The sequence below is a fragment of the Psychrobacter sp. UBA3483 genome, from assembly GCF_002377905.1.
Lineage (GTDB): Bacteria > Pseudomonadota > Gammaproteobacteria > Pseudomonadales > Moraxellaceae > Psychrobacter.
In genome coordinates, this window is record NZ_DFQS01000057.1 from 98,558 (window position 1) to 116,178 (window position 17,621).

Sequence of the window (17,621 nt, forward strand, 5' to 3'; positions counted from 1 at the left end):
GCTCAGGCTCAACAACAGGCTCAACAACAGGCTCAACAACGGGCTCAAGCTCAGAGCTAATATTGCTGTCTAATAAACCCAATTCTTCATCATTACTGTAACTATCATATTGGCCAAGTTCAGCATCATCATAACTTGTGCTGTATGGCTTGACCTCATTTTGACTTGAGGTCTGATAATCAGCATCGTAGTCTGATAATGGCGGGATGGATTCCGCTGCTGGATCTAACTGTGGTTCTAGCGGCAATTCTGATAGCACTTCCACTACTGCTGAGGCTTGCTCTAATGAAGGCGCTGTATTTTCATCTGTATTTAAAAGCGCAGTGGTGTTTACTGCATCAGCAGTATTGGCACTTATTGATACTGTATTGAGTTCAGCCTTAACATTATCGGCAGTATTAGTTTCTATCGAGTCTGTAGAACCAGATGATACAGGGCTAGATGCTATAGGGTCAGAAGATATGGTAGTACCAGGTACGTTTGCTAAAATCTCATCGATGGGTAAAGGACGAAACGCCAATAGACGTAAAATACACATCTCAAGCGCTTGCATCGGTGTGCTAGCCAGTTTTACGCCTTCACGCGCCTGGACAACGATTTCGTAATATAGCTGTAAGACGTCAGGACTCATATGCTGCGCAAGCTGATTAATCTGCTGCGCTTGTGCCTCGTTTACGTTAAGGGCAACCTCTGGCAGCAGCTGCGCCAATGCCAATTGATGTAACAGCTCAGCCAAGCCATCAAACATACTGGTCGCATCGACCATTTGCGCACGCATCTGCTCGATATGAGTGGCAACCGCTGATTTATCATGATTATAAATATCAGTGATTAGGCGCACTAAGTCAGCCGCATCAATTAAGCCAAGCATGGCATTAACCGTCACATCATCGAGCGCACCTTGCCCAAACGCAATCGCTTGGTCGGTCAACGATAACGCATCACGAACCGAGCCTTTGGCAGCACTGGCCAATTGCCAAAGGGCAGGCTGGGTATACTTTACCTGCTCTTGATTTAAGATATTGGCTAGATGTTCACTAAGCAAACTTTGCGATAAAGGGCGCAGTACAAACTGCAAACAGCGCGAGATAATCGTGATGGGCAGCTTTTGTGGGTCGGTGGTGGCTAGTAAGAATTTTACATGCTCAGGTGGCTCTTCTAAGGTTTTGAGCAGCGCATTAAAGCTGTGTGTCGACAGCATATGCACCTCATCAATCAGGTATACCTTGTAGCGACCTTGGCTTGGCGCATATGGCACATTATCAAGAAGCTCGCGGGTGTCTTCAACTTTGGTACGAGAGGCCGCATCAATCTCGATTAAATCAATAAACCGTCCTTGATCAATCGCCACGCAGTTATCACAGACACCACATGGCGTGCTAGTAATACCCGTTTCACAGTTTAAACATTTAGACAAAATACGCGCAATAGTAGTCTTACCGACACCGCGCGTACCCGTAAATAAGTAAGCATGATGCAGACGATTATAATCAATTGCATTAATCAGTGCTTGTGAGACGTGTGATTGCCCAATCAATTCGTGAAAGTTTTTTGGACGATATTTGCGCGCTAAAACTTGATATTGCTGCGTCATAATGAATGCCAATGTGAGTAATGATATAAATAAAGCTTCAAATCAGCGATTTAGCTTAAAACTAACTATCAAAGTAGGTATTAAAACCAAACGTCCAAACTGGGTTTGAGCATAGCTTATGACTGCGCCCGTAACTCAGCCAATTGCTCATACAAACGTTGGGTATTAGCATCGATAAGCGAGCCTTGCTGATGAAATGCGTCAAGATGCACCTCGGTATTCACGCTGTCTTCACAGGGTCTGACATCGACACCGATTAAAAACAGATCTTGCATGACCGGCTGCTGCATTTGCGCGTTGAGCTCAAATAATAAGTCTTGATGACCGGCACGCACCTTATCAGCACTTAACGAGCTGTTGTCATCTTGCGCATAAAACACCATTAAATAATGACGCCCAAAAACATTATAAGAGTGTTCATGACGCACATAGCCACTCCAGCGTGAGTCTTGGTCAATGGCTCTATGCGCCAATATTTTCTCTACCAAACAAGCATAGGTGTACATGGATTCATCGACCAAAATATCAACCTGCTCTTTTGGCAGTGGCGTACCGGCGTCATAACACTCTTTGACTAAGCTATTAAAAAGCTTGTACCACATGCGCGTGTTCTTTTGAATCTCTGCCATCAACGCTTGAGCAAACTCCGCCTGCTCAGGCTCGGCAGCTTTTAGCAATCGTGGTTCAATATGCGCGATCAAATTATGGCTAACCAGTTGTTTTTGAACCCCAATCGCCCTTTGGTGAAAATCTGGCGACTGTAAAAACTGAGCAAGTAAGGTTGATTCGTCTTGAAACGCTTCAAATCCCGCAAGCTTACGGCGATGAAAGTCTAGAAATGCCGTCAAATCACTGGGCGTTACCAATTGCTTGAGTATCTCAGTGAAATTCTGATAGCTAAAGACTTGCAAGACACTTTCTTCATCGTCCAAATCTAGTACACAGTCTTCTGCAAAAAACTGACTGCCATATTCATAGCCAACCGCATAAGAGGCGGTTTCTACAGGTTTGCTCTGTTGGCTATTACGATAACTATTCTGATAGCTGTTTTGATAAAGGTTTTGAGCGTTATTTTTTTCAGCAATCTCTTGATGCTGAACCGAAAGTGCGGTTAAACCAATAAAATAAATCGCTTTGTCTGCCGCTTGGTCAGATGCCAACTTATTTTTAGATTTGTTTTTAGATTCATCTTTATAGGCAAGCGCCTGATCATTCTTCAGATACAACTGAGCGTGTTGTTTAATCAGCTGATTGACAACGTCTTTTCTCCACGTACGCACCTGAGTGCTATCAATATCCTGCCTATCTGCCTGTATCGTCACATCGTTGACAATAAGGTAAACCACTGCATTAGAAAACTCAAAGACAAAATCATACCCCTGAAGATACTCAGGGTCAGTGATTTTGTCTGGAGTTAAATCGTACAAAGATAAAAAGTTTTGCTGTATCATTTGCTGCCAAATCGACGCTGGTACTTGCTGAGTGTCCATAATATCCCTATACATAAGGTCTCATAAAGCATTTGAGACCATTCCGTTAAAAGTACAAAAAGCCTTTTTATATTCAGTTTAGTCCCAGCATCGATTTATGGCAAGTAAAGCCGTCTAGCTTTCGAGCTTGCGGCGCATATGCGGGAATAAAATCACATCGCGAATACTGGCCGAGTCGGTAAATAGCATCACCAAGCGATCGATACCGATACCCTCGCCTGCTGTCGGCGGCAAGCCATAAGACAAGGCTTCGATATATTCTTCATCAAAATGCATCGCTTCATCATCGCCAGCGTCTTTTTCAGCAACTTGACCATGGAAACGCTCAGCTTGGTCAGCAGGGTCATTTAACTCACTAAAACCATTGGCCAGTTCACGACCACCGATAAATAACTCAAAGCGATCGGTAATCTCAGGATTGTCATCGCTACGGCGTGCCAGCGGTGAGGTTTCAGCTGGGTATTCGGTGATAAAAGTCGGCTGGCGTAACTGATGCTCAGCGGTTTCTTCAAAGATAATGGTTTGCAATTTACCCACGCCAAAGACGTCTTTCACTTGTTGTCTTAAAGTCGTTGAGGCGTATTCTGCAAGATAATCACGGTCATTGATACGGGATATATCGAAATTTTCGGCATACTTAGCAATGGCATCAGACATCGATAAGCGGATAAATGGGGCTTTTAAGCTAATCGCTTCGCCTTGATAAGTCAGCTCTGTGGTGCCCAAAATATCCATCGCCAGCTCATTAAACAAGCGCTCGGTCAAATCCATTAAGTCATGATAATCGGCATACGCCTGATAAAATTCAATCATGGTAAATTCAGGATTATGACGGGTTGAGACGCCTTCATTACGGAAGCTGCGGTTAATCTCAAATACTTTTTCAAAACCACCAACCACTAGGCGTTTTAGATAAAGCTCAGGCGCGATACGCAGGTATAACGGCATATCTAAGGCGTTATGATGGGTCACAAACGGACGCGCAACTGCGCCACCTGGGATAGGATGCATCATCGGCGTTTCAACTTCCATAAAACGCTCGTTCAACATAAACTTACGAATACCGCTGATAACCTGACTGCGAATCACAAAGGTATCGCGCGTGGTCTCATTGGTCATCAAATCAAGATGACGATTGCGATAGCGTGCTTCGACATCGGCCAAGCCATGGAACTTATTTGGCATCGGACGTAGGGCTTTGGTCAATAAGGTCAACGCTTCAATATGGACATATAAGTCGCCTTTGCCAGAACGACCGATATAACCAGATACCCCAACAATATCCCCCAAATCTAACGATTTAATCGTTGCAAGCGTCTCTGGGTCTAGCTGTTTGCGGGCCACATATAACTGAATACGACCGGTCATATCTTGAATCACGATAAACGCCCCGCGGTTTAGCATCACGCGACCGGCTACATTTACCTGAGTTTTTTCACCATTGGCAATTTTATCTTCGATTTCTTGCTTTGAGATGCCATCAAAAGCGGTTTGTAAATCCTGAGCATAATCCGTGCGCTTAAAGGTATTAGGATAAGGCTGCTTACCTGACGCCTTAATGTCATCAAGCTTGGTTTGCAGTTGAGCAATCAACTCGTTGGCGTCTTCTGGGGCTTGCTCTTGATTCGGATTTTGATTGTTGTGCTTTGACATAATACTCTCAAAATTATTAGATAATTAAAGGAATAAACGAAGTAAAATTAAAATAAGACGTTCAAATAAAACTTATTTTTTAATAAGAAAAAATAGCAAAATCGTTCTGGGTTTAGGCTTGCACCTGAGCGAACTTCATCAGCTTGCGCTTGTCTTAATCAGTAGCGCCAATACTGGCCATCAAGTCTGCTTGGTGTTCACGCAGCAGCGCATCAAGGATTTCATCTAAGTCGCCTTCCATAATCGAATCAAGTTTGTATAACGTCAAATTGATTCGATGGTCGGTCATACGGCCTTGTGGGAAATTATAGGTACGAATACGCTCTGAGCGATCGCCACTACCGACCAAATCGCGACGTATTGAGTCCGCCACATCAACCTGTGCTTGTACTTTTGCTTGCTGAATTTTGGATACCAGCATTTTCATCGCATGGGCACGGTTTTTATGCTGACTGCGTTCTTGTTGACACTCTACCACGGTACCCGTTGGAATGTGTGTCAAACGTACCGCCGAGTCAGTGGTGTTAACGTGCTGACCACCGGCGCCACTTGAGCGAAAGGTATCCATTTTAATATCGGCAGGATTGATATCGACGCTATCATCAATCTCAACCTCTGGCATAACGGCAACCGTACACGCTGAGGTATGGACGCGACCTTGGCTTTCGGTTTCAGGCACACGCTGGACGCGGTGAGCGCCCGACTCAAACTTTAAACGACCATAAACGCTATTGCCCGACACACGAGTAATGATTTCTTTATAACCGCCATGCTCGCCCTCATTGGCTGATAAAATCTCTACTGTCCAGCCTTGGTTCTGCGCGTATTTTTGATACATACGGAACAAATCTCCCGAGAAAATCGCTGCTTCATCACCGCCTGTCCCAGCACGAATTTCCAAAAACGCTGGCACTTTATCATTGGGGTCTTTTGGCAACATCATGACGTTAAGCGCTTCTTCCATCTCAGCAATGGTCTTACTCGCACTGTCAATCTCGTCCTGCATCATCTCTTTCATTTCAGGGTCTGATGATTCCGCTAGCATAGCCTCTGCATCCGCTTGATCCGTCTCTGCCCGCACATAGTTTTGCCATAACGTCGTGATCTCCATCAAGTCACTATGCTCAACGGACAATTCACGGAATTTATTATTATCGCTGATGACACTTGGGTCGGATAATAAGGCGGTGACCTCTTCATAACGGTCTACCATCTGGTCTAAACGCAGGCGTAAGGATTCTTTCATAAAAGGACTTTTTTAAAATGAGTAAAATAAGAGAGTGATTATAGCAAATTTTTGCGCTTAATTTAAAACCTCTCAGCAATCTTGCCATTATATTCACAAACTGCTCAATTTATACGTGATTACGACCATATACCAACCTTCAATTCTGCTTGCTATAGCTATAAAAAGGAATCACGAAACAAAAAAACAAACGGCTAGCATAAAAAAATAGCTAAGAATTCTCTTAGCTATTTTTATGGTTAAAACAGAGCTTTGATGAACTATTAAATTAAACCTTACGAACCAATACCGAACCAATCGAGTAACCCGCCCCAAATGAGCAAATCACACCCAAGTCACCAGATTTTAGCGCATCTTTATAACGATGGAAGACAATCATTGGACTGGCTGAGCTGGTATTGGCAAACTCATCAATGACACTTGGTACAATCGCTTTATCGGCGTCGCGTCCAACAACGGTGCGCAAGATCAAATCAAGCATATTGGCATTGGCTTGATGTAGCCACATCATTTTGACATCGCTGGCTTGCAGATTGTTTTCATGCAAATGCTCAGTGATAATCTCAGAAACCTTTGGACAGACTTCACGGAATACCTTACGACCGTTTTGTAAAAACAGTTTGTCAGTGACCGGTTCTTTGATATCCGGATACATCTCAGTCTGCGCCGCTAAGAACTCAGAGCGATCCATAAAGCCGTATTCGTTTTTGATATTGGTTGAAAACTGGGTAAATAACTTGGTGCTTAAAATCTCATAGCCTTTTGGCGTATCAAGCTCTTCAACGATAGAAGCCGTTGCTACGTCACCAAAGATAAAATGGCTGTCACGGTTGCGCCAGTTTAGATGTGCCGAGGTAATCTCAACGTTGACTACAGCAACGCGTTTGGCAAGACCCGAAACGATTGAGCCGTGTGCTTGCGATAGACCAAAAGTCGCCGCACTACAAGCAACGTTCATATCATAAGCAAAGCCGCCAACCATACCAATCTCATTTTGAATCTCGATAGAGACCGCAGGATAAGTGCGCTGGAAATTTGAGCAAGCAAGAATGATGCCGTCTAAATCATTGGCTTCGAGGCCCGCATCTGCGAGCGCATCTTTCAATGCAGCAGCGCCCATTTCTGCCATGATTGATAGTTCTTCACCCAAATTGCGGTAAGGAATCACCGGCGCCATAATTTCAGGATCTAAGATACCGTCTTTTTCCATCACATAACGTGATTTGATACCAGATACTTTTTCGATAAAGGCCGCTGATGAGTGCTCTAGCGCCGTCACCGTTCCTGCTTCAATCGCGTCAGCATGTTTGGCATTATAATTATCAACATACTGGTTAAATGAATCTACTAGCTCTTCATTACTAATGCTATAAGGTGGGATATACAGGCCGGTGCCCGTGATACAAGTCGTCATGATACGCTTCCTTGTCTACTACGATGGTGCTTGCAATAAGCATAAAAGTGGAGAAAACAACAGTCGTCTAATTTTCGGTGAATAACTGTAAACTTAAAATAAGTGCCTTTATTATGCCTGAATAATATAATTTTTCTAATACTTTGTTACAAATAATCCGCTTCTTAATGAGAATAAGTAAAGATTGACTTCATTTGTTGGCAGCTGCGCTATAATCGCTATACATTGTCACTGTTTAATCAGGCATTTTATCCAATACTGCTGCACTTAATTGCCATGAACTTATTAAACTTTTATAAACTCGACCCATATTATCTCCCTTTTCTTTTTACTTTTTGACGTTGGAACAGCAATGGCAGAACTCCTAAACTGGTTATTCGGGCAATACGCCGACTACCCCACTCTATTTATCGCCTTAGAATTAATTGCGGTTCTATTTGGGGTCAGCAGTGTCTTACTTGCCAGCAAAACCAATATTTTGGTTTTTCCTATTGGGCTGGTTAGCACCGCCATTTTTGTTTATCTGCTGTGGAAGTGGCAATTGTTCGGCGATATGTTTATCAACGCCTACTACAGTATCATGAGTATTTATGGATGGATAAATTGGACGCAAAATAAGCACAATACCGCAATCAAAAAGCATCAAGATCATATAAATCCAACCAGCCAGCAGCAAGAGAAGCAGGTGCAAAATACAGACGCTCAACCTGCCATTGATGTTGAACATTTGAACAAAAAAGACGTGCCCATACTCATCGCCCTAGCAGCGACAACCACTGCTTTTGTCGCTTTGGTCTATTATTTTAGACCCGTTATTAATAATAACTTTAGCTTTGATGGCGCGGTATTGGGCTTGCACTTATTTACTTGGGTCGATTACACCGACATGCTGACCACCGCGCTGTTTTTAATGGCAATGTGGCTGATGGCACGGCGCAAAATTGAGCATTGGCTACTATGGATTATCGCCGATGCGATTTCCGTGCCGCTATACTTTTATAAAGGTCTAACCTTTACCGCGCTACAGTACGTAGTCTTCACTCTCATCGCAATCTGGGCATATTATGAATGGCAACGACGCTACCGCGTACAATCTCACGCAGCATACGCCTAAATCGGTCTTTAATGTCGCGATATTGGGGGCAGAAAGCACCGGTAAAACCACATTATGCCGCGATTTGGCTGCGCATTTTGGCAGTCCGTGGGTGCCAGAATATATGCGCACTTATCTGCAAGCAAAATGGGATAGTGAGCATCTGACTTGTACGTGGGATGATTTACTGCCTATCGCGCAAGGTCAAATTGACTTAGAAAACAAACTTGCCAAACAAGCCGCGCAACTGCCTGATAACAACCGTTACTTATTTTGTGATACCAGTTTATTTGAGCTGATGGTGTATGCCAACTGGTATTATGGCGATTGCCCTGAGGCGCTTAGCCAAGCGGCATTGGCACATCATTATGATTTAACACTCTTGACTGACGTTGATATCCCGTGGGTTGCCGATGACTTACGTGATAGCCCGCATCAGCGTGAAGACATCAGCGCTTACTTTGCCAGTCAGTTAACCTTGCACAATAAGGCTTTTCAACGCATCGGTGGCGAGAGAGTGCAACGGGTGCAGCAAGTGGCTAAAGGGCTAAAAACAATAGAAAAATAACCCCAAATCTTAGGCAAAACCTATCGTGCCTGTAGGAATTATTTTTGAAAGCTGCCCTATTTACGATGATCGCTTTGATCGCCTTTGCCGCCAATTCATTACTTTGCAGAATGGCACTGACAGACGGCGCGATTGATGCTTGGAATTTTACCGCTATCCGCTTGCTCAGCGCTGCCGCTTGCCTTGGTCTTATTATGCTACTGCAGGCGTATTTTTTAAGAAGAAACCGTGTAGGAAGAAACCGTTTAAGAAGAAATGGTCCAAAACAGACTGGCAGTATTGATAAGCCTGTTTTAAAAGATAAAGGCGACTGGTTTAGTAGTCTTTGCTTAGTCATATATGCACTATGTTTTTCAGTGGCTTACCAAGCACTTGATACAGGGACTGGCGCGCTTATTTTATTTGTCGCCGTGCAGCTTACGATGATTGGTTGGGGCATTTATCATAAAGAACCATTAACCCGCGTACAGTGGACAGCACTTTTAGTAGCATTGATAGGTTTTGTGTACTTGATGCTGCCATCAGCTAGCACGCCTTCCTTTTCGGCGGCGTTTATAATGGCAATAAGCGGTAGCGCTTGGGGTATCTATAGCATACGTGGCAAAAACTGCGTCTCACCGCTCAGAACGACTGGCTTTAATTTTTTAAGAAGCCTAGTGGCTTTGCCGATACTGGCATTATTAGGTATGAGTTACTTGAACGATATCAGCATGACAGGTGTCATATTGTCAGTCGCGTCAGGTGCTATCGCTTCTGGCATCGGTTACAGTGTCTGGTATATGGCGATGCCGCTCTTAAAAACCATCCAATCCGCGGTAGTGCAACTTTGTGTGCCGGTATTGGCGGCGTTACTTGGTGTGATATTTTTGTCAGAAAGATTGACCTTGGATTTTATTATCGCAAGCGCAGTGATATTAAGTGCGGTGTTGGTTTTTATTTTAAATAAAGGGCGAGCAAAACCATACCATTAACATCAGGCGCATAATGTGCAAGGAAATATGCCAAGCTTTGCTGACCATAGCGTGCAGTGATAAAACGGCTAGCTGATGTTACTTGCCCAAATACGAACCACAACACGAAATTACATTTTTTATTGTATGATACGTCCTTAGCGTAACCGATAAAATTCACATTAAATTTTGAGGACTATTATGAAAAAATTATTCGCTGTTGCCCCTTTTGCTGTACTTTTAGCTGCTTGTGCCACCAGTGCGCCAACCACCACAACGCCACCTGCCAACAATCAGCAAGTAGCCCAGTCATTCACCTGTGAAGACAACGGTCAAATCACGGCTGCCTATACTGCAAACGGTCAAGCCGCCAACCTAAACGTTACTTTGCCAAAAGTTGGCTTAAACAACGCTAAAGTTAGCATGAAACAAGCAGTATCAGGTTCTGGCGCTCGTTATGTCAACGATGTGAATCCACAAACCACTTATGATTGGCACACCAAAGCCGATTACGGCATCATGACCATCAAAACAGACAAGGGTCAAGAATACCAAGTTAACTGCCAACTATAATAACCATAAATAACAACTGGTAGTTAATTAATAATTGCTTAAGTAACATCTGTATTTTTACTAAAATCCATTGAAAGAAAAGAGCCAGTAGTTTACCTACTGGCTCTTTTTTGTGCCTTCGTTTTTTACTTAGATTTTTGCTTTATAAACCAATCTAGGGATTTAGAAGTAATTAAAAGAATGACTTATCAAACGTTTCTTTTAGGCTTTTAGGTTCGCGGCGTTTAACGCCGTTTAGTTTATGACGAGTTTCTGAAGCTATTTGATAAGCCTTTAGACGCGACTGTTGCAAATTGCCAATCGGACGGTTTTCCTCTAAGCAGCGAAACGGCGTAAAAGATAAGTTTTCCATAATCTCAAAATGACCATCATCAGGTACATCTTGGCAAGGAATCGTCAACGTTGCTACCGTCACAAATGGCGCCTCTGACTCTTTCCATTCGGTGGTTATCTCTTCAATCGGCTGCTTTTTAAGACTGCGACACAGCTGAATCTGGACATCAAACTGATAATCATGCTCGCGTATTTCATCGATAATCAGCGGACGAACCGCTTCCTCGCGTGCATTTACATCAAGCTCACGACGGGTAACCTTTTTAGCCGCTGCTTTGGTTGGTGTGACTCTTATCTTCGCCATATAGTCGCCATGACGCACCACGCCTTGTGAATGAAAATCATAGAGCAAGGTATTTTTTGGCTCAATGGTTGTAAATCCACCCACTGCTTTAAAGGTTTTAAAAGATTCTTTAGTCGGTAATCTTGAGCCGTAGTTAGTCAACCAATTAAAAGCCAATTGCGCCTTACCTCTTGCGCCTTTCTCAGCGTATTTTGGCAGCTCTAAGAACAGCTTAGAGATGTAGGCATAATCTTCGATTCGATTACAGAAAAACACTGGATGATTGATTAAATTAAAATCAAAATTAGGGCTATCTTCTTCTCCTGGCGCGAGTTTTTCACCTTCTACATCAAAAACCTTAATCGCCAAACCTTGCGCTAAGCCAAGCTTACGATCAGGCGAAACGCGTGAGGCACCGTTAGAGAAACGAATGACGGCATCATGAATGCCTGCTTTGGCATAAAGACCTTGCGCGTATTCAGCAGGCAAATTATTTAATATCTCAAACTTGGCTTTAAGCGCGCAGTAGCCTTTGGCATGGGCATCGCGCGTATGATAATCGACGTTACTGGCTTTATCACTTCGAGCGATATAGTTTTTAATATCGTCGGTAATGGTGCGGATATTACGCTCGTCTTCTGCGCTCAGCTCAATATATTTTGCCTCATAAGGTACATATTTAGGTTTGAATAATTTTTTTAACATTTTTTTAATCCTTTTTTATCAGTAGTTGTTCTTGTAAATAAAACGATATTTTTAAGCTTTTAAGACAATTCACTCATCCATTTTAGCGCCGATAAACTTGGGATAAATAAATACTCACCGCCGTATAAGGTATTGAAAGTTTCGATGCCGTGATAACGCTGACGAATAGGGTCAGCGGGTACGGTAAAGGTATCGGCAGCATCATCTGTATCGCCGTGATGCAATCCAAGCATCGGATCTTTCTCTTCTCCCAATCTCATAAAATTACCATCATTAATCCATTGCGATTGTAAAAACTCAACAGTCTCCATAGCATGAGCATTGATACCAATAAAGAATAGCCCACGCTCTTTACCATCGTCCTCAGTCACATCGGGCGGCAATACCTCGCCAAAACCAACGCTGCGCCTAACGATACGGTGAATACGCACGTCTGATAAAATAAAGTCTTTGCTGTCTCTTGGATTCATACGACGTACATGGGCACCAAATGGACATTTTTTGCCATAAGGGTCGTCTTTATAGCCAAAGTTATTGTTGCGGTTGGGGTCATTGCCCAGTTCTTTATCATCGTGCTCCGAAGATAAGACTAAAGGCGCACCTGAGCGCCAACGTCCCCACATTTTTGCGCCCAGCAACTCCGCTTCTTCGTCATTCTGCGTATTTTCTTTTAGAAATTTATTAAAGGCGGCGACATGACTGTTATAGGCACGCAATACCATAAACGAGCCATTTTTGCCCAAGACTTCTGGCTGCGGCATTGGTGCTATCGTGCCCGCCTCGCCTTCATAACCTAATACAAACTCCCCTGCTGCAATGGCATCATCTGTATTACTGGACGGTGTCTGAATACCGCTGCCTTTAATCTCTGGGTTGCTGATGCCATCACGATAACCGAAGACGTTTTTAACGTTATTGTCTGAACCGAAAGCATGCTCCATGAGAATTTCAATATCGCCTTTTGCTGGATTATTCTCATCGACATATGACTTGATATTGTCTTGCAGCTCCTTCAGCTTTATTTGCCACTTTTCTTTGCTATCAGCAATAATCGCCGCGCAAACATGGATATCGCCCTGTTCACCAAAAGGAGCAACCCAATTTTCTGGTGCATTGACGCCAGCATCACGTAATTTATCAGCGCGTCCTGCCATACCTGCTTTAAAGGACTCTGGAAAACTATCTAATGACGACTGTGGCACGCCTAGCGCCTCCAAGCCCTGGTAAGTCATGACAATAGATAGCGTCGCCTGCATATCTTTATGCCACTCTTTACTGCCAGTCACGTCTGGCAAAACGGTTTTGAGTAGTTGCCGCCCGACTTGTGCATTGTTAATCTTTAGGGCGACGACCGTGCCGAAATAAGGCGTCGGTCGATCGCGTAAAATAATGGATTGAATATCCTCTAATTGCATAGTGACTTTGTTTGGATTAAAGACGCCACGCGCTTTATGGGCTAGTGTCTCGATACCATCGCCGACTTCTTTTTTAATATCTGCTAACCAAGATTCAAAATTGCTGTCTTCGATACGATTGCCGAACTCGTCTTTTAATTCATGCAGTTTGGTGGTTAAAGGATGATTGTCTTTTGAGGTACTATCATTTTTATTATTATTTCCAGTATTTTTACTCATTATTAAACCTATTTTTATCATTGTATGAGTTTACTTTGCCATTCTTTTATATCGTCCAGCCCATTTAAAAATGGTGATATAAAAGAATGGCATAAATTAGTAATATCTTACCGCTTCACTACCCACATTAAGACTGTGCTTCATCCAACGCTTTATTAATGCCTTTGACGATGCGGTCTTGGCGGCGAATATCTTGGATTGTAAGGTGCGGGATACCCACATACCAACCGGCGGCAGTGATTTGATGATCTAGAATGAACTGTTTGACACTGGGATCTTTAATGCCGGGCCAACCTTCAACGCTGCCAAATAAGATATCCATTAGCTCAGGGATTTTGGTCGCAAAGTCGTCGATATAAGGGTCCCAATCGCCATCATAAGCGGTACAAAATAGCACTCTAGTATCGTCATCTAAAAATACAAAGCGCAAATCGTGCAACGTCCCAACCCGCGTGGCACCTTTTAGATTGCCGCCAGCGATTTTTAAAATTTCCTTTAGACGCTCTGCACCGCCTTCTTTTAGAGGTGCGATAACCGTTAACTCTGAAACCTTACCTGATTTAAGCCCTTTCTCACCGGCAGTGGTCGTTGAATGATCGTAGCCATCATCCCCCCCTTCTTTTATATTGGCCATCAGAAGATTGGCACGCAGCTTAAAAGCATCGATAGACTCAGTGATTTTGTCTTTTAGATCTTCAGAATTATCGATAACAGGTTTTTTCTTTTTTTTAGCATTATTGTTTTTAGAATCAGTACTCATAATGTTCGACCTTATAATTATGTTGTTATAATTTGGAAATGCCTTATAGAAAGATATCTTCTAAAAAGATACCTTGTACAAAATATATTTATAAAAATAAGTTGTCGATTCGCTATCAACTTATTGGTTTTTACTATAGCAGACATGATAAAAATCTCGAAGCGGAGCAAGTTATTCACACAAAATTAAACAGAGAGCAAACGTCACTATTATTTAATTTCGAACAAAATTCCAAATTTATATTGATTGTTCTAGGTCTAAATAAAAAATTGCTTGGATACATTACATATCCAAGCAATTGAAAGTCATGATATTTTTATATTTATTTATAGTTATTAGTGAGGTGATTAGCGCAGCCATCAAAGTTATTGCTAAATAAAAATGATATTTACACCACAGTCACGTGCAAACGCGCATCAACATTCCCGCGAGTAGCATTGGAGTATGGGCAGACTTGATGAGCAGCTTCAATAAGCGTTTGCGCTTGCGCTTCATCGATACCAGACACCTCAACGTACAAATCAATATCTAAGTTATAGCTGCCATCGGCTTTCATACCAATACCAACTTGGGTTGAGGTTTTTGACGCAGTGATCGGCAGTTTCATTTGTTGGGCTGTCAGGTTTAAAGCGCTATCAAAACAAGCGGCGTAACCCATGGCAAAAAGCTGTTCTGGATTGACCCCTTCTTTATCTTGCTCTTGAAATGACACCAAATCAAAACCTAATGACCCATCGTCAAGACCGGTATGACCAGAACGACCGCCGGTTGCTGTGGCGCGAGTTTTATAAAATATTTTCATTCTCTATTCCTTATGTTTTATTTACACAAAATTTGATTCAATCAATCATGAGGCTACAGCAGTTTCACTAAGGCTAGTATAAAACTCAGTAAAATAATCTGTTAGAACATAGCTCCAAACCTCTTGCCCAATCCTACAAAACTCTATAGTATTGAGCAATTGCATAAAATAAGAAAACCTAATGAACCAGTCAACCATTGAGCAGCTTCTATCGATATTACCTAGAAACAAAACCATTGAATCCAATATTCCAGGTTTGTTCTTTTACTGTGCTGATAAACCCAGTAAAGCGGTCAGCTATATTCAAGAACCTAGTATCTGCATCGTTTTACAAGGTGCGCGTGAGATTTATTTGGGTGCAGACTGCCAAAGGTTTGATAAAAGCAATCTAATGTTTTGCCCAGTTAATATTCCTTTGAGCATGCACATAAAACATGCTTCGGTAGAGCGTCCGGTCATCGTGCTGTCTATGAAATTAAACCTTGTCATGATTAGTAAGGTTTTAGCAAAAATACCGCCGAAGCCGCCTAATAATGAAGGTCATTTAGGAATAAAGTGGCAATTGGACAGTACTATAATGGCGGCATTTGAGCGACTGATACAATTGCTTGATTATCCAAGTGATATTGGTTTTCTTGCTCCTTTAATTCAGCAAGAAATTTACTATCGCCTGCTTATAGCAGAGCAAGGCTATAAATTGCGTCAACTGGTGGTCAATGGCAGCCATACGCACCGTATTACCCAAGCTACCGATTGGATAAAGACGCATCTAAATGAGGCAATAGTTATCGAAAAATTGGCCAGTCGCTGCGGGATGAGTGTTTCGGGGTTTCACCATTACTTCAAGGATATTACTCAATTAAGCCCGCTTCAATACCAAAAGAGTCTACGTTTGATGGAAGCAAGACGACTGATCCAAGCAAACGACGCTCAAATCGCCCAAATCGCTATGCAAGTCGGTTATGAAAGCCCGAGCCAATTTAGCCGAGAATATAAACGCTTATTTGGCATCAGTCCGAGCGGTGAATTAAACGCTTGCAGCTAAACCATTAGAATGAATCGCCAGCTCACTATGTATACCCATAAATACAAGCATTAACTTTATTATCAAAACTGACAATCAGGTTTATGGATTAATACCTAAATTCATATTTATCTGTTTTTTTTGGCGATAAACTGTACGACCGCACTCAAACCTTGATGGCGCTTACCTTCTGAAATCATGCGCTGCTTTTCGATACCCGTTATTTCTTCTAACTCTACCAGCTCAGCACGCAAAACTGCTAACGAACCAAAGCGCTCTTTTTGTGTTGCAGGAGGTCCGCCAACAGCTTCCATGCTCAGTTGCTGCTCGGTATAAGCCTCTAAAATAAATACCCCATTTGGCTTGAGCGCTGGTGCAATCTGCGCATGAACGTGCTGGCGTATGGCTGTAGGCAAATGTGCCCAGATAGCAACGATGCCATCCCACTGAGCTTTGCCAAACTCGTAGTCCGCTAAATCGGCAACCTGCGTCTTAATCTCCACGCCTCTATCTTGCGCCAGCTTAAATGCTTTATTTAATCCTACGTCTGACATATCCATGGCGGTCACTTCGTACCCTTGCTGCGCCAAAAATACCGCATTTCTGCCTTCGCCTTCAGCCAAACATAACACTCTGCCACCTAGCGGTATTTTTTGAAAATTTTCTTTTAAAAAATCATTGGGTTCTGTACCAAAAACATACTCTGCTTCGTTGTAGCGCTCGTTCCACATAGTTTTTTCCTTTTTGCCCTATTGGTTTTTAATTATTGCTTAGGCTATTTTTTTTATTGATAAAATCGTAGGGTGTAATCTAGCAGCCAGTGCGCTCTTGGTTAGATAAAGATGGTGATAAAAAATAGTTGACTTAACCTATATATTCGTAATATAACATATAATAATATATTCATTTATTAGAATATATTAGGTATTGATGTGATATCCATGGAGGGCCACATCATCGACAGATTTAGGGAGGAAGTCACATGATTCGTTTCAGCTACACTCTCAAATGCTGGGCATTAGGTATCAGCTACTATTTAGGCTTTTACTTTATAGTCCTCTCAAGCAATCCTGACTTCGCCAAATATCTCTATATTCTGGCTGTCAGTACTATATTGTTCCCGATTGCCAAACGCGCAGTCGATGTCGTCACCGATTTTATCGCACCGCACACCATTATCTTCAATGGTTTATTATCATCATTACTCATCAATATTGTAATTTGGGTTTTCACCCCGTTTATCGTCGCCCTGACGCTTATCGCCTTGCTGTTTTATGCCATGGGCGTGGTGACCGAAAATATAAGAGCAAAACCTTGAAGCAACTTTTGGCGCTTATTAACGGCCTTAAACTTACCATGAAAGCAGAGATAAAGTCATATTATACCAAACCCAACAATTAAAGTTGCGCCCAAGTACGAGTAGTTAAAGACCGAATTCTCTGTGGCTGTTTAAGCAGATTATTCCAAGCCAAGCAAGCAGCATCGACAATAGCCTCATA

16 protein-coding genes are annotated in these 17,621 nt (G+C 42.6%); 6 read left to right on the top strand and 10 right to left on the bottom strand.

The window, feature by feature from the left end; genetic code table 11:
• The 5 genes from dnaX to B2866_RS10910 all read right to left on the bottom strand — a co-directional run.
• Nucleotides 1–1,594 (bottom strand): DNA polymerase III subunit gamma/tau (gene dnaX / locus B2866_RS10890; RefSeq protein ID WP_296194041.1); only part of this gene is annotated, 1,594 nt, incomplete at its 3' end.
• Between the two features lie 116 nt (nt 1,595–1,710).
• Nucleotides 1,711–3,099: a hypothetical protein gene (locus tag B2866_RS10895; protein ID WP_296194044.1), complete on the bottom strand. Its 1,389-nt coding sequence runs from the start codon at nt 3,097–3,099 to the stop codon at nt 1,711–1,713.
• 99 nt (nt 3,100–3,198) lie between these two features.
• A complete protein-coding gene (gene lysS, locus B2866_RS10900) occupies nt 3,199–4,737 on the bottom strand; it encodes a lysine--tRNA ligase (RefSeq protein ID WP_296194047.1) in 1,539 nt (512 codons plus the stop codon).
• Nucleotides 4,738–4,891: 154 nt separating this feature from the next.
• Complete coding sequence (prfA, locus tag B2866_RS10905) at nt 4,892–5,983, bottom strand: peptide chain release factor 1 (protein WP_296194052.1); 1,092 nt, start codon at nt 5,981–5,983, stop codon at nt 4,892–4,894.
• A gap of 268 nt (nt 5,984–6,251) precedes the next feature.
• The gene (locus B2866_RS10910; protein ID WP_296194055.1) at nt 6,252–7,397 is read right to left on the bottom strand and encodes a beta-ketoacyl-ACP synthase III; all 1,146 of its coding nucleotides are present in this window, start codon (nt 7,395–7,397) and stop codon (nt 6,252–6,254) included.
• A gap of 352 nt (nt 7,398–7,749) precedes the next feature.
• On the opposite strand from B2866_RS10910, the gene pnuC reads away from it, so the two are divergent.
• From pnuC to B2866_RS10930, 4 genes are all read left to right on the top strand, one after another.
• The gene (gene pnuC / locus B2866_RS10915) at nt 7,750–8,511 is read left to right on the top strand and encodes a nicotinamide riboside transporter PnuC (protein WP_296194058.1); all 762 of its coding nucleotides are present in this window, start codon (nt 7,750–7,752) and stop codon (nt 8,509–8,511) included.
• A complete protein-coding gene (locus B2866_RS10920; protein WP_296194060.1) occupies nt 8,462–9,058 on the top strand; it encodes an ATP-binding protein in 597 nt (198 codons plus the stop codon). The genes pnuC and B2866_RS10920 overlap by 50 nt, the downstream gene beginning before the upstream one ends.
• A gap of 44 nt (nt 9,059–9,102) precedes the next feature.
• Complete coding sequence (locus B2866_RS10925; RefSeq protein ID WP_296194062.1) at nt 9,103–10,029, top strand: DMT family transporter; 927 nt, start codon at nt 9,103–9,105, stop codon at nt 10,027–10,029.
• Nucleotides 10,030–10,209: 180 nt separating this feature from the next.
• Nucleotides 10,210–10,581, top strand: coding sequence for an MliC family protein (locus B2866_RS10930; RefSeq protein ID WP_296194066.1), 372 nt, complete (start codon nt 10,210–10,212; stop codon nt 10,579–10,581).
• Nucleotides 10,582–10,753: 172 nt separating this feature from the next.
• Here B2866_RS10930 and B2866_RS10935 read toward each other — a convergent pair whose 3' ends face one another.
• From B2866_RS10935 to B2866_RS10950, 4 genes are all read right to left on the bottom strand, one after another.
• Entirely contained in the window at nt 10,754–11,902 is a 1,149-nt protein-coding gene (locus B2866_RS10935; protein ID WP_296194068.1) for a catalase family protein, read from the bottom strand.
• Nucleotides 11,903–11,961: 59 nt separating this feature from the next.
• Nucleotides 11,962–13,536, bottom strand: coding sequence for a Dyp-type peroxidase (locus B2866_RS10940; protein WP_296194070.1), 1,575 nt, complete (start codon nt 13,534–13,536; stop codon nt 11,962–11,964).
• Nucleotides 13,537–13,663: 127 nt separating this feature from the next.
• Nucleotides 13,664–14,296 carry a hypothetical protein gene (locus B2866_RS10945; protein WP_296194071.1) on the bottom strand — a complete coding sequence of 211 codons (633 nt, stop codon included), beginning with the start codon at nt 14,294–14,296 and terminating at the stop codon, nt 13,664–13,666.
• 388 nt (nt 14,297–14,684) lie between these two features.
• The gene (locus B2866_RS10950; protein WP_296194073.1) at nt 14,685–15,098 is read right to left on the bottom strand and encodes an organic hydroperoxide resistance protein; all 414 of its coding nucleotides are present in this window, start codon (nt 15,096–15,098) and stop codon (nt 14,685–14,687) included.
• A 181-nt stretch (nt 15,099–15,279) separates the two neighbouring features.
• On the opposite strand from B2866_RS10950, the gene B2866_RS10955 reads away from it, so the two are divergent.
• Nucleotides 15,280–16,143, top strand: a complete 864-nt coding sequence (locus B2866_RS10955) for an AraC family transcriptional regulator (RefSeq protein WP_296194078.1) — start codon at nt 15,280–15,282, stop codon at nt 16,141–16,143.
• 107 nt (nt 16,144–16,250) lie between these two features.
• Here B2866_RS10955 and B2866_RS10960 read toward each other — a convergent pair whose 3' ends face one another.
• Nucleotides 16,251–16,853: a class I SAM-dependent methyltransferase gene (locus B2866_RS10960; protein WP_296194081.1), complete on the bottom strand. Its 603-nt coding sequence runs from the start codon at nt 16,851–16,853 to the stop codon at nt 16,251–16,253.
• A 251-nt stretch (nt 16,854–17,104) separates the two neighbouring features.
• Here B2866_RS10960 and B2866_RS10965 point away from each other — a divergent pair, with 251 nt between their 5' ends.
• A complete protein-coding gene (locus tag B2866_RS10965) occupies nt 17,105–17,440 on the top strand; it encodes a hypothetical protein (protein ID WP_296194086.1) in 336 nt (111 codons plus the stop codon).
• The last annotated feature ends 181 nt before the right edge of the window (nt 17,441–17,621 follow it).